This is a genomic window from Archangium sp. (assembly GCF_036277355.1).
In the GTDB taxonomy this organism is placed as follows: Bacteria; Myxococcota; Myxococcia; order Myxococcales; family Myxococcaceae; genus Archangium.
The window spans coordinates 49,942-63,827 of record NZ_DASUNC010000142.1 but is presented as its reverse complement, the minus strand read 5'-3'; the positions used below and the strand labels follow the sequence as shown (position 1 = coordinate 63,827).

Sequence of the window (13,886 nt, the reverse complement as noted above, 5' to 3'; positions counted from 1 at the left end):
TCCTCCACCCTGGCGCGTACCCTCATGTTCTTCGGAGGGCACGTGCCCGCGAGAATCCCAGAAATTGATTTTAAATCTTTTTTTGGGATTCCGGGAAAAAGCCTCCCTCAAAGAAAGTGGGTGAAGCCGCGAATCGCCGGCGCGACACAACCCCCACCCGGGAGAACCCATGAAGCCACTCCGCCGCCGCGCCCCCTTCACCCCGGTGGCCGGCGGGCCGCTGGTCTGCCCGGGCCTGGCCGACACCCCCACCGCGGACGACACCGTTCCAAACCGTCCCATCTCGACCGCCGGTGTCATCGATCCGTCTGGCTTCAAGGACAGCGACGGCGCGCGCTACCTGCTCTACAAGACGCAGCAACTGCCATCATCGCTGCGCATCGTCCGGCTCGACGCGGCCGGCACCCACGTCTTCAGCGGTGCCACCAGCCGCCAGTTGCTGCGCTCGGACCGCATCGTGGAGAACCCCGTCCTCGTGAAGCGCGGTGGGGCCTACGTCCTGTTCGCCTCGCGCGGCCCCTACAACCAGTGCAGCTACGAGACCATCTGGATGCGGGCCTCCAGCCTGGCGGCCAACGCCTTCAACACCGTCACGCAGAACACGCTGCTCACCCCCGCGAGCACGAGCGGGGTGTGCGGCCCCGGCGGCGGGGATATCGCGGCGGCGCTCGACGGCGGGCAGCGCATCTTCTTCCACGGTTGGCTGTGCGGCAGCAGCCCCTGCCCGTCCGGCTTCAATTCGCAGACAGACACCGGGGGCCGCCGGGGAATGTACGTGGCGGTGTTGGGCTGGGACGCCAGCAACGATCCGGTCGTCAACCTGTTCCTCAATCCGGGGGACTGACGCCGTGCTTCGAGTGTCTGTCCATTCCCGGAAGGTGCGTATGGCTTTCGTGGCACTGCTCGGACTGCTGACACTCGGTGGCTTCGCCGGTGGCGGCAGCCCGCCGGGCGAGAAGGCCGGGCCACCGGCGCTCACGTCCGTGGAGCAACTCGGCAGGAGCCTCTTCTTCGACACCGGGCTGTCCGAGCCGCCCGGACAGTCGTGCGCCTCCTGCCATGCACCCGCGGCGGGCTGGACGGGCCCGAATGCCAGGGTCAACGCGCACGGGGCCGTCTACGAGGGCGCCGTGCCAGGGCGGTTCGGCAACCGCAAGCCGCCCTCGGCCGCCTACGCCACGCGCGCCCCCGTCTTCCACCGCATCGAAGCAGAGGGCACCTTCCAGGGCGGCCGCTTCTCGGACGGCCGCGCCACGGGTGAGAAGCTGGGCAACCCCGCGGCGGACCAGGCCCAGGGGCCCCTCCTCAACCCCGTGGAGCAGAACAACCCCCATGCCGCCTCTGTCGTCGCCAAGGTGTGCGCCGCGCCGTACGGGAAGCTCTTCCGTGACGTCCACGGGCAGGCCATCTGCGACGGCGCCCACGTGGACCGGGCCTATGACGCCATCGCCCGCGCCATCGTGGCCTACGAGGGCTCCCGGGAGGTCAATGCCTTCTCCTCCAAGTACGACGCGTACCTGGCCGGGCGCGCCGAGCTGACAGCCGTGGAGAAGCAGGGCCTGCAGCTCTTCGAGGGCAAGGCGAAGTGCGCCCAATGCCACCCGAGCCAGCCCGGCCCTCGAGGCGAGCCCCCCCTCTTCACCGATGACTCGTATGACAACCTGGGCCTGCCACGGAACCTGGAGAACCCCTGGTACACCCTCACGGAGCGCAACCCGCTCGGCGCCGCCTGGGTGGACCATGGCCTGGGCGCCTTCCTGGTGCAGCGCCCGGACTTCCGGCCGTTCGTGCGAGCCAACCTCGGACTGCACAAGGTCCCCACCCTGCGCAACGTGGACAAGCGGCCCCGGCCGGACTTCGTGAAGGCCTACGGCCACAACGGCTACTTCAAGAGCCTCGAGTCCGTCGTCCACTTCTACAACACACGAGACGTTCTGCCCGTCTGCCTGCCGGAGACTCCCGGCCTCGCCAGCGACGACTGCTGGCCACCGCCGGAGGTGGGGTTGAACGTCAACACCGAAGAGCTGGGAGCACTTGGACTCTCCGGGCAGGAGGAGGCCGCGATCGTCGCCTTCCTCCGAACCCTGTCGGATGGCTTCTTCCAGCCCTGAGGAAGGCATGGGTTGAAACGCGGGCGGGCGCGACACACCCTCGTGTAGGCGAGTATCGGACAACACGGACGAAGAGCATCGGTCAGGAGAGCTGGGGCACCACGTCCCTGGAGCCGCGGATCGCGTGCGGAAGTGGCCTTCCTCCGCGTTCCCTTCCCCCGCCGGGCTCGCCTACCGTGCGGGCTCCGTTCCTTGCCGGAGAGCGCGTGAGTCCTGTTGCCGAGTTGGTGCGCACCCAGGTGGACCTGGGTGGGTTGATGCGAGTGCTGGCCAACAACATGTACTCCACCCCCGAGGTGGTGGTCCGTGAGCTCGTGCAGAACGCGCACGACAGCTGCACGCGCCGGAGGCTGGAGGACACGTCCGCCCCGGAGGCGCGCATCCTCGTGGTGCCGGACGCGGCCGCGGGCACGCTGTCCATCGTGGACAACGGAGCGGGGCTCACCCGAGAGGAGATCGACCGCTACCTGGCCACGGTGGGCGCGGGCTACACCGGGCGCCTCCGGGCCGCGGGCGCGGACGCGGGGCTCATCGGCCAGTTCGGCATCGGCTTCCTCTCCGCCTACGTGGTCAGCACGCGGGTGGACCTCTACACCACCTCCTTCCAGACGCCCCAGGAGGCGTGGCACTTCTCCAGCGCCGGGGGCGAGCGCTACACGGTGGCCCCGCACACCGCGCAGGACGTGGGCACACGCGTGGTGCTCCAGCTCTCCGAGCGCTTCCGGCCCCTGTGTGACGCGCCCACGCTGGAGGCACTGCTGCAGCGCTACTGCTGCCTGCTGCCCATGGCCATCCACGTGGGCAGCCCCGAGCGGCCCGCCATCAACCGTCCCCCTCCACCGTGGCGCGAGACGGAGGCGCACTCGCCCCTGCGCCGTCGCACGCTCGAGCGGGCCTTCGCCGCCCGTTTCGAGCAGCGCTTCGAGCCGCTGTGCACGCTGCCCGTCGCCTCCGGCAACGGAGGCAGTGCGCGCGGCCTGCTGTGGCTGCAGGACGGCGCCACGTACGGCACCTCGGACAACCGCAACCTCTCCGTCTTCGTGCGCGGCATGCTGGTGAGCCGCGACGCGCGCGAGCTGCTCCCGGAGTGGGCCGGCTTCGTGGGGGGCGTGCTCGAAGCGGACGCGCTCACCCCCACGGCGAGCCGCGAGGACGTCCAGCGCGACGCGGCCTTCGACGTGACGGCGGAGCAGGTGCGCGAGTGCCTCATCGACGGGCTGTCGCGGCTGGCGCGCGAGGACGAAACCACCTGGCGGCGGCTGCTGCAGCGGCACAACGAGGCCCTGCTCGGCGCGGCCCTGTGCGACGAGCGGCTCTTCACCCTGCTCGCGGACGCGCTCAAGGTGCCCACCACCGAGGGAGACCTCACCCTGCCCGCGGTGCGCCGACGCAGCGGAGGCCGGCTGCACGCCTCCACCGGAGAGAGCGGCGGGCCCGAGGAGGTGCTCTGCCGCGCGCTCGGCGTGCCCGTGGTGGACTCGGGCCGCTACGCCGCGCTGCCCTTCACCCGGAGGTGGGCCGAGCGGCAGGGACTGCCCGTGCTGCAGCTCGGCACGCGCGAGGGCAACGCGGCCCTCTTCCCCCGCGTGCAGCTCGAGCCCGCGCAGGAGGAGCGGCTGCGCGCCCTCTTCGCGGAGGATGGCGTGGAGCTGGTGCCGAGCCGCTTCTCCCCGCCCGCCCTGCCGCTGGTGCTGGTGCCGGACCGCGAGGCCGAGCTGAAGGCGAAGCTCGAGGCGGACACGGCGGACAAGCGCATCGGCGCCGCGGTGCTGTCGCTGGCGCGCGGCTTCACCGCCACCCTCTCCTCCCGCGCCCAGGCGCGCCTCTACCTCAACGTGGACGCCCCCACGCTGCAGGCCCTGCTCGCGGCTCCCGAGGACCGGGCTCGCTCCGCCGCGCGGCTCCTCTCCGGCCTGTGCACGCTCCTCTCGCACCGTGACGAGCGCGCCGGGGCACCGAGCGTGGCCTCGGCCCTGGAAGGCATCTCCGCGGCGCTGTGCGCGCTGCTCCCGCCCTCCGCCTGACCCACCCTTCACGAGGAAACACACCCGTCATGGACATCTGGAAGTGGGTGAACGAAGCCCAAGCCGAAGCACGCCGCATGGGGAACACCCGCCTCGCCGAGCTGATCGACCGGCTGCCCACCGTCGTCACGGAGGACGCCCACACGCAGGTGGACGCCCTCTTCCCCGAGGCGCTCGCGCTCGCCCGGCAGGCGAAGAGCCCGTGGCTGGAGGTCTTCTTCCGGCACTGGAACCTGCAGAGCCGCATCTTCCACCGCTCCGAGCCGGGGGAGTGGCTCTCCGAGTCCATCTCGCTCCTGGAGTTCGCCCACCGCGAGGAGACGCGCGAGTGCCCCCAGAGCGTCTGCTCCACGCAGGACGTGGCCGGGTGCTATGGGCGCGCGGACGGCCCGGGCTGGGCCTCCGAGCGCAAGGCGGTCGTGCTCGAGACGCTCTCGCGCATCGATCCCAGCTGGCCGTGCTTCACGTGCCTCTCCACCGAGTACTTCCTGGGCCTGTTGGACGAGGAGCGCTTCGAGGAGGCGCTCGCGTGGCTCGAGAAGCAGGAAGCCGCCCTGGTCGCGGCGGGCCAGGGGCACAAGCGCAAGTACCTCCTGGGCGAGCGCGGCGACGTGCTCCTCGCGCTGGGCCGGTTGCCGGAGGCGCTCGCGACGGCGGAGGAGTACGAGGCGACCACCTCCTCGGACCACTCCCGCGTGGAAGCGCGCATCCTGCAAGCGCGGGTGCTCGCGCGCATGGGACGAACCTCCGAGGCCCTCGAGGTCCTGCCCTCCCTGTCCGCGGTGCGCGCCACGCCCGGCCACTACGGCTCGTGGGCGGGAGCGCTCGCGCAACTGAGGAAGGCCGGTGGCATCGGCAACGACGCGAACCTGGAGCGCACGCTGCTGGAGCTCGCCGGGCGGCTCGCGAGCACGGGAGCCATCCGCGGAGCGGTCCGCATCGAGGTACAGCGCGCCGAGGCCGCCCTGGAGCGAGGCCAGCCCCACTCCGCCCTGCACGCGTGCGAAAGGCTTGAGGCGCTCGTGCCCCGGCTGCGCAAGCCGCTGGGCGCGGACGAGACACTGCGCCAGTTGCGAGCGCGGGCGGAGGCCCTCATGTCCGAGCGCCCTCCCGAGCCGCCGGAGTCGGCCGCGGCGCTGCTCGAGCTGGCGGAGGCGCGCCCCGAGGACGTGCTCCGGATGCTCGACGCGGCGCGGACGCGCTGGCCCGGGGAGCGGGCGACGCTCGTGCGCGCCCAGGCGAAGGCACTGGAGCGGCTCGGCCGCGGCGAGGAAGCGGAGGTGGCGCTGCGCTCGCTGCTGGACGCGGACGCGCACCCCACGCCCGACGTCGTGCACGAGCTCGGCATGAACCTGCTCGAGCGGCGGCGCTTCACGGAGCTGCATGCCCTCGCCGACTCGGTGCTGTCCACGTCCGGTGACACGCCCCTGCGCGTGGAGGCGTACCGGCTGCGGGCCCGGGCCGCGCTCGAGTCGGGTGACAAGGCCGCGGCCAAGGCCCCGATGCGCGCGATGCTGGAGCTCGACCCGGAGCTGCGCGGAACCACCCTGGCGCTCGCGGCGGTGGAGCGCGACACGGGCGAGCGGGAGCAGGCCCTGGCGCGGCTGGACGCCGCCGTGGCCCGCTGGCCGGAGCCGGGGCCGCACGACTGGGACCGGGTGCTCGTGGCCACCCTGCTCGGGCGCTGGGACGTGGTGCGCGCGTCCGCCGCGCGGCTCGGGATCAAGCTGTCCGGGGACTCGGGCCCGGTGGAGGAGGAGTGGGAGCCGTGCCGGCTGCGCTACACCGAGCCGGACGGCACGTTCACGGAGGTGTGGGCACGGCGCACCGGCCCCGTCACCGCACGCGTGGTCTCCATCGCCATGCCCGACTCCGCGCAGCACGTGGGGGATGTCGTGGCCTTCGACGCCACGCCCCTCAACGAGGGACCCGCCGAGGGAGAGGAGGAAGATCACTCCTGGCTGTACCCCGTCGTGGAGGTGCTCCGGCCGGGCCGGTACAGCGTCTTCGCGCTGGATGGCGTGGGCCCGGGCGATGAGGCCATCGAGCGGATGTACGAGACGCTGGGGGCGTGCGGGGCGCGCCTGTCGGTGCGCACCTCGGAGACGTACCGGCTGACGAGTCCGGAGGGTGAGGAGGTGCCCGGATTCTTCGCGCTGCTGGCCGTGCCGCCGGAGGCGGACCTGGGTGAGGTGGAGGCGGGCCTGCGCCGGTGCGCGGAGGGGCTGCCGCATCCGGTGCTGTGGCCCACGCTGCTGGAGAAGCTGGGGCGGGAGCAGGAGGCGGAGGCGCAGCGCGCGGTAGCGGAGGAGTGGGAGATCTCGCTGTAACGCGGGCGAAGAGAACACTGACGTACAACCGGAGCGGAGTGAGGTGACACTGAGCCAATCTCCCCTCGCCCTCCGGGAGAGGGACGGGGTGAGGGTATCCGTGCCCGTGTTCAACCCACCCTGTGCTCGATGCGGATCAACCGGACCCCTCGGGGGGTGTGCATCAGCGTGTCCCACCAGTTCGTACCGTCGTACCAGTAACGGATCTGCACGCCGACCACGCGCTTCTCCCGGAGTGCCAGCTCGGCCTCGGAGAGCGGGACGGACTTCTCGGAGGCCATCAACGAAGCGCCGCCCTTGAGCAGCACCTCGTCCACGACGGCACAGCGTTGGATGTCCCGGAACAACTGCGCCAGGGTCTCCGGGTCGAGGATCGCGTCCTGCAACTGCGGAAGCGCGGCGTTCTCGGGAGAAGCATTCGCGAGGCGGATACCTGTCGTCATGGACCTGGGACCTGCTGGCGGGGAGGGAGGAACTCGAGGGCGTTGAGCGGAGCCGGGCAGGCCTGGACGCAGAGGCCGCAGCCGTTGCACCGCGACTCCACGACGCTCGGACGGCCCGACTCGAGGGTGATGGCGCCCTCGACGGGGCAGCGCTCGGAACAGGTACCGCAGAACGAACCCTGCCACGCGAGGCAGAGCTGGGGACGCACCCGCACGGTCATCCCGGCCACGGGCATTCCGATCCGGCTGATGCCCTCCTGCGGAACGGCGAGCCCCTCGCGCAAGGAGAACACCGGCAGCTCGCGGCCCGTCACCTCGCCCGAGCGCGCACGGGAGGAATAGAACGCCTCGAGCGAGAAGCCGGGCTCGGGCGCGGCGTGAGCGGGCACGGGAGCCGGAGCCGGAGCCGGAGCCATCGGGGGCTTGGGCTCCTCCTGGCGCCGACGAAACCCGAGGAACGCACGGCGGCTGAGCGTGACCTGGGAGCTCATGGCCGAGCCTCCATGGCCAGACCGGGCCCCCCTGCCCCACTGACGCGCTGGTCGAGCCGCGCCGAGGAGCCATGGCACTGCTGGCAGTTCTGCCGCTCGGGGTGCGAGGTGCGCAGCCCGGGGAGACCGCGCGGACCGTGGCAGCTCGCGCAGTTGTCCCGCATGAGCGTCGGGTGGGGCATGGTCGGCGGAGCCCCTGGCCACGCCCGCTCGCCCTTCCCCGCCGAGGCCAGTCCCACGAAACCATTCCTCGGAGAGTCCTTGTACGGAGCCAACGGACGCGGCGAGTCCCCCACCACATGGCACTGCGTGCAGCTCTGGTACGGCGGATGGCTGATCTTCGGAGCCACCCGGTTGCCCAGCTTCATCCCCTCGCCATGGCAGGCCAGACAGCCGGGCACCTCGCGCTGATCAATCTCATGGGGAATGGTGGGCGGCGCTCCGTCATAGGCGCGATGGCCCTGACGCTGTGCCACTGCCTGTGCGCGCTGCTCGGGGGTGGCCACGGGCAGCGGCTTCACCGGAAACGGCTCTTCCGCCAACGCGCCGATGGCCCCCTCGTACATGCGCGCATTGGCCCCTCGCCGCTGCTCTCGCAACTCGCCGTAGCTCGGAGCACGCTCGGCCCGTTGCGCGTGGGGATCCGAGGCCACCGGACGCTCCGGCATCTCCGGCGCGCGGATGCCCGCGAAGTACCCCGTGGCAGCGAGCGCCACCGCCACGGCGGCGCCCACGTGGAGCCAACGCGCTCCGAGACCACTGCCCTGTCCACCCTCGGGGCTCATCCCTGCTTCTCCGCGACGAGCTCACGCCGTCGCACACGGGCCGCGCACTTCTTGTAATCGGGCTGCTTGGAGAACGGGTCATGCTCGTCGAGGGTGAGCCCGTTGATGAGCAGCCGCTCGTCGAAGAACGGAACGAAGAGCGAGCCCTCGGGCGGCTCACCGCGGCCGCCGACCCACACGGGCAGGTCCAACTTCCCGCGCCGCGTCTCCACCGTCACCTGGTCCCCATTGCCCACCCCGAGCCGCCGCGCATCCGCGCGGTTCATCTCCACATACGCCTGGGGCATGGCGCGCTGGAGCTGCGGAATCCGCATGGTCATCGTGCCCGAGTGCCAGTGCTCGATGACGCGGCCGGTGCACAGCCAGAAGGGAAACTCGGTGTCGGGGGACTCGGGAGGAGGCTCGTAGGGGCTGAACCAGATCTGCGCCCGGTCGTCGTGCGTGGTCGAGTGGTAGAACTGGATGTCCCGCCCCTTCTTCACGTAGGGGTCATCGAAGCCGGCGAAGCGGAAGCGCGTCTCGCGCCAGCTGCCGTCCGGCTGCTGCACCACGGGCCAGCGCAGGCCGCGCGCCTTCACGTACTCCTGATAGGGCGCCAGGTCCTTGTGCTTGATGCGGGTCGTCTTCCGGTACTCCTCGAAGAGGTGCTCGTCCACGTTGACGTCGTAGTAGTGGGCGAAGTCCCAGAGGGGCACGGGCTTGCCGTCCTTGCCCTTCACCTCGAAGAGGAAGCGGCCGTCCTTGTCCTTCATGCCCTCGAAGCCAAGCTCGAGGAGCCGGTGGGCCACGGCGATGAGCTGCCAGGCGTCGTCACGGGCCTGGCCGGGAGGCTTCACCATCTTGAACCACTGCTGGGTGCGCCGCTCGGAGTTGCCCACCATGCCGTTCTTCTCCACCCACATGGCCGAGGGGAGGATGAGGTCCGCGATGCGCGCGGTGGCCGAGGGGTAGACATCCGAGACGATGAGGAACTTGTCCGCCAGCTTCCGGCTGGGGTCCACCAGCTTGTGCGTGTTGGGCAGCGTCTGCGCGGGGTTGGTGACCTGGACCCAGAGGGTGTGGATGTCGCCACCCTGCTCGGTGGGCGTGGAGAAGCGCTTCCACATCTCCAGTGTGTGGTAACCGGGCTTGTCGTGGAGACGGCCCTTGGGGACGTTCCAGATCTCCTCCATCTGGGCGCGGTGCTCGGGCCTGGCCACCACGCGGCCACCGGGGAGCGCATGGGCGAGCGTGCCCACCTCGCGCACGGTGCCGCACGCGGAGGGCTGGCCGGTGAGGCTGGTCGGCGCGTCCCCCGGCTTGCCGAAGTGTCCGCTGAGCAGGTGGAGCCCGTGGACCAGGTTGTTGATGGCCGTGCCCCGGGTGTGCTGGTTCATCCCCATGCACCACAGGCTGGTGATGCGCACGTCGCGCCGGCCGAACAGGTCCGCGAGCATCCGCAGGTCCTTCGCCGGCACACCGGAGATCGCCTCCACCTTCTCCGGGGTGTAGGGCTTCAGCAGCTCGCGGTACTCCTCGAAGGTGATGGCCTTGCCCTCGAGCGCGGCGGGCTCGCTGGGGGCGCGGAAGGCACAGTGGGCCTCGACGAAGGCCTTGTCGTAGGTGCCGTTCTCCACCAGCAGGTGGGCGATGCCACACGCGATGGCCAGGTCCGTGTTCGGCTTGAAGCGCAGCGAGTGGTCGCAGAAACCGCTGGTGCGCGTCTTGCGCGTGCCGATGTCGATGAGCGTCACCTTCTCCCCGCGCGAGCGGCGATCGATGACGCGCGAGAAGAGGACCGGGTGCATCTCCGCGGGGTTGTTGCCCCACATGATGAGCACGTCGCAGGCGTCGAGGTCGTCGTAGCAACCGGCGGGCTCGTCCACGCCGTAGGTGGCGAGGAAGCCCGTCACCGCGGACGCCATGCACAGCCGCGCGTTGGCATCCAGTTGGTTGGAGCCCAGGCCGCCCTTGACGAACTTCGAGGCGGCATAGCCCTCGGGGATGGTCCACTGGCCGCTGCCGTAGAGGCCGAAGCCCTTGGGGTCCTTCAGCACGCGGCGGGCGACGATGTCGATCGCCTCCTCCCAGCTGATGGGCACGTGCGTGTCACCCTTCTTGAGGAGCGGCGTGGTGAGCCGGTCGCTCCCGTAGAGGGCGAGCCCCACGTGGTAGCCCTTCACGCACAGCAGGCCCTTGTTCACCGGCGCCTGTTGATCACCCGCGATGGCCACCACCTTGCCGTTCTGCACGCCCACCTGCACGTGACAGCCGGTGCCACAGAAGCGGCAGGGCGCCTTGTTCCACTGCACGCCCTGGCCACCCGTGACAGCGGGCGGAGTCCCCGCCGCCTTGTCCTGGCCATACGCGAGGCGGCTGGCGGCGAGCGTCGCCGCCGTCATGGCCGTGCCCTTGAGGAAGTCCCGGCGATCCATGGTTCAGCGCTCCTCCTCGGAGAAATCCACCATCACGACGTCCACGAAGCTCACTCCGGGGAGATCCCTCAGGGACTCCGCGAGCGCCTCGCCCTCGGAAAGACTGCCGGTGTCCGTCACCACCGGAAGCCAGCGCTCCTCCAGGGGAGTCCCCAGGGTGATGCGCGGATCTCGAGCGACTTCACGAAGCGCGCTCGCCCTCCGTTCGGGAGAAGCATCGAGGGTGAGCACCAGACTGCTGATGGGCATACAGGCTCCGTCCATTCGGGCATGACCCCCAGGAGCAAGAGGTGGACCACCCCGGCCCCCGAGAGGAGCCGGCGGAGGTGACGCAAAGCCTGCGTTCAAAGCTGCCTCGCTGATGCAGGTTTTTCGCGGGCAGGCGGGCGGACCGGGACGTCTTCACGGTGGGCCCACAGGGACGGGAGGTGCTGGCACGGACGCTGCTTTGCGCAAGCACCCGTGGAGAATCCTCTCGACAGATGGATGCGCCCGGCGTTCGCCGCCGTGCTGCTCGCGTTCGGCGGGTGCGGGAAGGATCAGCCCGCTCGCTTCCAACCGCCCCCGGGGGCGCCCACCGGCAAGGAGACGCTCCACCAGCCGGCGAAGCTCACCTCGGTGGAGAGCGACCAGAAGGACGCGCTGGGCCGGCCGCTTCGCGTGGCGTGCGAGAGCTGCCACTCGCTGCGTGAGACGAAGCCCATGCCCTCGCGGCCCGAGGAGCTGAAGGAGTTCCACCAGGGCCTCCAGTTCCGGCACGGTGAGCTCGCCTGCACCTCGTGCCACCAGGCCAGCCAGCCGCGCTCGCTGCACCTGGCCACGGGCGAGCCGCTGCCGATGCCGGAGGCGGTGACGCTGTGCGCGCAGTGCCACGGGCCGCAGTACCGCGACTTCAAGGCGGGGGCGCACGGCGGCATGACGGGCTACTGGGATTTGTCGAAGGGAGACCGCACGCGGAACCACTGCGTGAGCTGCCACGACCCACACTCGCCGAAGTACGCGGGCGGGCATCCGGTGATGCCTCCGCGCCACCCGTCCGCCCAGGGCGAGCCGGACACGAAGGAGCCCCAGCACCATGAGTGACATCTTCTCCCGCCGCACCGTGATGAAGGGCGCCGGGGCCACGCTCGGGGCCGCGGCCTTCGCGCACGCGATGGCGCCGCTCACCGAGTGGACACAGGACCTGAGCGTCGATGCGTTCCTCCAGAAGCACTACAAGGAGCTGACGCGCGACGAGATGGCGCGAATCCTGGTCCACCTGAAGGCCGAGGCGAAACAGAAGTACGGCCGGGACGTGGACATCCAGGACCTGCCGCCGCAGGAGGGCGTGTCGTTCGGCTACGCGCTGAACCTGAGCGTGTGCATCGGCTGCCGCCGGTGCGCCGAGGCGTGCCACCAGGAGAACAACCACGACCGGAGCACGGGGAACTCGTACATCCGGGTGCTGGAGATGCAGCAGGGCAGCCTGGACCTGGAGCACGGCAACGCGAACTACGACCATCCGGTGCCGGCCGAGGGGAAGTACTACCTGCCGGTGCAGTGCCACCAGTGCGACAACGCGCCGTGCGTGAAGGTGTGCCCGGTGCAGGCGACGTGGAAGGAGCCGGACGGCATCGTGGTGGTGGACTACAACTGGTGCATCGGCTGCCGGTACTGCGAGGCGGCGTGCCCCTACCACGCGCGGCGCTTCAACTGGACGAAGCCGGAGATTCCGCCCGAGGAGCTCAACCCGGACCAGGGCTACCTCTCCAACCGCGTGCGTCCGCGGGGCGTGGTGGAGAAGTGCACCTTCTGCCTGCACCGCACGCGGGCGGGCCGGCTGCCGGCGTGCCTGGAGGCGTGCCCCACGGGGGCGCGGGTGTTCGGCAACCTGTTGGATCCGAAGAGCCCCATCCGCTGGGTGCTCGAGAACAAGCGCGTCTTCGTGCTCAAGGAAGAGCTCGGGACGCGGCCCCGCTTCTTCTACTTCTTCGACAAGTGAGCCATGGCCGCTACCCGACACCTGCTCGACTACCCGCGGTTCCTGGGCCGGCTCCTGTGGATGAGCACGGATGGGAGCTGGCGCTTCTACACGTGGATGACGGTGCTCACCGCGATTGCCCTGGTGGGTGCCAATGCCTGGGCACACCAGCTGGCCGGGGGCATGGCCCTCACGGGGATGAGCGACCATGTCTCATGGGGCCTGTACATCGCCAACTTCACCTTCGGGGTGGGACTGGCGGCGGGCGCGGTGATGATGGTCATCCCCGCGTACCTGTACCACGACCACGAGATGCATGACGTCACGCTGATCGGCGAGCTGCTGGCGATCGCGGCGATCTCCATCTGTCTGTTGTTCATCGTGGTGGACCTGGGGCGTCCGGACCGCTTCTGGCACATCATGCCAGGGATTGGCCGGTTCAACTGGCCGGTGTCCATGCTCTCCTGGGACGTGGTGGTGCTCAATGGCTACCTGCTCATCAACCTGCACATCTGCGGCTATCTCCTCTACATGCGGTTCCTGGGCCGCAAGCCGCGCAAGCAGTGGTACCTGCCGTTCGTCTTCCTCTCCATCTTCTGGGCCATCAGCATCCACAGCGTGACGGCGTTCCTCTACAGCGGGCTCGGGGGCAGGCCGTTCTGGAACTCGGCGCTGCTGGCGCCACGGTTCATCGCGTCCGCGTTCATCACGGGCCCGGCGTTCGTCATCGTGCTGTTGCAGGTCATCCGCCGCTTCACGGGGCTGCCCATCGGCGAGGGCCCGCTGCGCACGCTGACGTCGGTGATGCGGGTGACGGTGCTCCTCAACCTGTTCATGCTGGGCTCGGAGCTGTTCACCGCCTTCTATACGGGCGGCTCGCACGCCACGGCGGTGCGCTACCTGTTCTTCGGCTCGCACGGACACCATGCACTGGTGCCGTGGATCTGGTCGGCGGTGGCGCTCAACATCGCCTCGGCGGTGCTGGTGCACCTGCCGGCCACGCGGAAGCACGTGGGGCTGCTCAACCTGGCGTGCGCGCTGGCCTTCGCGGGTGTGTGGATTGAAAAGGGCATGGGCCTCATCATCCCTGGCTTCGTCCCGAGCACCCTGCACGAGGTGGTGGAGTACGTCCCCACCCTGACGGAGTGGAAGATCACCGCCGGCATCTGGGCCGTCGGACTGATGGTGCTGACGGTGGCGGTGAAGGTGGCATTGCCAGTGCTGAGCGGCCAGCTCGCGGCCTCGCACGGGAAGAGCGGGCACGGCGACGTGGCCCCCGAGGCACAACAGGCGGCGTAGGCCCTCAGGAGCAGAAGGGCGTGGAGCTA

12 protein-coding genes are annotated in these 13,886 nt (G+C 70.2%); 7 read left to right on the top strand and 5 right to left on the bottom strand.

Going from position 1 to position 13,886, the window contains the following annotated elements:
* The first annotated feature begins 169 nt into the window (after positions 1-169).
* The 4 genes from VFZ09_RS34665 to VFZ09_RS34650 all read left to right on the top strand — a co-directional run bounded on the left by VFZ09_RS34665 (position 170) and on the right by VFZ09_RS34650 (position 6,465).
* Complete coding sequence (locus tag VFZ09_RS34665; protein WP_329732028.1) at positions 170-844, top strand: family 43 glycosylhydrolase; 675 nt, start codon at positions 170-172, stop codon at positions 842-844.
* A gap of 40 nt (positions 845-884) precedes the next feature.
* Entirely contained in the window at positions 885-2,111 is a 1,227-nt protein-coding gene (locus VFZ09_RS34660; protein WP_329732027.1) for a cytochrome-c peroxidase, read from the top strand.
* A 206-nt stretch (positions 2,112-2,317) separates the two neighbouring features.
* A complete protein-coding gene (locus VFZ09_RS34655; protein WP_329732026.1) occupies positions 2,318-4,135 on the top strand; it encodes an ATP-binding protein in 1,818 nt (605 codons plus the stop codon).
* Between the two features lie 29 nt (positions 4,136-4,164).
* Positions 4,165-6,465 carry a tetratricopeptide repeat protein gene (locus VFZ09_RS34650; RefSeq protein WP_329732025.1) on the top strand — a complete coding sequence of 767 codons (2,301 nt, stop codon included), beginning with the start codon at positions 4,165-4,167 and terminating at the stop codon, positions 6,463-6,465.
* A 110-nt stretch (positions 6,466-6,575) separates the two neighbouring features.
* On the opposite strand, the gene VFZ09_RS34645 is transcribed toward VFZ09_RS34650, so the two are convergent.
* From VFZ09_RS34645 to VFZ09_RS34625, 5 genes are read right to left on the bottom strand one after another with little or no spacing between them, the layout of a single operon-like run.
* A complete protein-coding gene (locus tag VFZ09_RS34645) occupies positions 6,576-6,908 on the bottom strand; it encodes a hypothetical protein (RefSeq protein ID WP_329732024.1) in 333 nt (110 codons plus the stop codon).
* Positions 6,905-7,399 (bottom strand): 4Fe-4S binding protein, encoded by a 495-nt coding sequence (locus tag VFZ09_RS34640; RefSeq protein ID WP_329732023.1) that lies wholly within the window; start codon positions 7,397-7,399, stop codon positions 6,905-6,907. Before VFZ09_RS34640 ends, VFZ09_RS34645 begins: the two co-directional genes overlap by 4 nt.
* Positions 7,396-8,184 carry a nitrate reductase cytochrome c-type subunit gene (locus VFZ09_RS34635; RefSeq protein ID WP_329732022.1) on the bottom strand — a complete coding sequence of 263 codons (789 nt, stop codon included), beginning with the start codon at positions 8,182-8,184 and terminating at the stop codon, positions 7,396-7,398. Before VFZ09_RS34635 ends, VFZ09_RS34640 begins: the two co-directional genes overlap by 4 nt.
* Positions 8,181-10,598, bottom strand: coding sequence for a molybdopterin-dependent oxidoreductase (locus tag VFZ09_RS34630; protein ID WP_329732021.1), 2,418 nt, complete (start codon positions 10,596-10,598; stop codon positions 8,181-8,183). Before VFZ09_RS34630 ends, VFZ09_RS34635 begins: the two co-directional genes overlap by 4 nt.
* Positions 10,599-10,601: 3 nt before the next feature.
* The gene (locus VFZ09_RS34625) at positions 10,602-10,847 is read right to left on the bottom strand and encodes a hypothetical protein (protein WP_329732020.1); all 246 of its coding nucleotides are present in this window, start codon (positions 10,845-10,847) and stop codon (positions 10,602-10,604) included.
* A gap of 237 nt (positions 10,848-11,084) precedes the next feature.
* Between VFZ09_RS34625 and VFZ09_RS34620 the strand changes: the two genes are divergently transcribed.
* From VFZ09_RS34620 to dsrP, 3 genes are read left to right on the top strand one after another with little or no spacing between them, the layout of a single operon-like run.
* Positions 11,085-11,681: a hypothetical protein gene (locus VFZ09_RS34620; RefSeq protein ID WP_329732019.1), complete on the top strand. Its 597-nt coding sequence runs from the start codon at positions 11,085-11,087 to the stop codon at positions 11,679-11,681.
* Complete coding sequence (locus tag VFZ09_RS34615; RefSeq protein WP_329732018.1) at positions 11,674-12,579, top strand: 4Fe-4S dicluster domain-containing protein; 906 nt, start codon at positions 11,674-11,676, stop codon at positions 12,577-12,579. The genes VFZ09_RS34620 and VFZ09_RS34615 overlap by 8 nt, the downstream gene beginning before the upstream one ends.
* 3 nt (positions 12,580-12,582) lie before the next feature.
* Entirely contained in the window at positions 12,583-13,857 is a 1,275-nt protein-coding gene (dsrP, locus tag VFZ09_RS34610) for a sulfate reduction electron transfer complex DsrMKJOP subunit DsrP (RefSeq protein WP_329732017.1), read from the top strand.
* Positions 13,858-13,886: the final 29 nt, after the last annotated feature.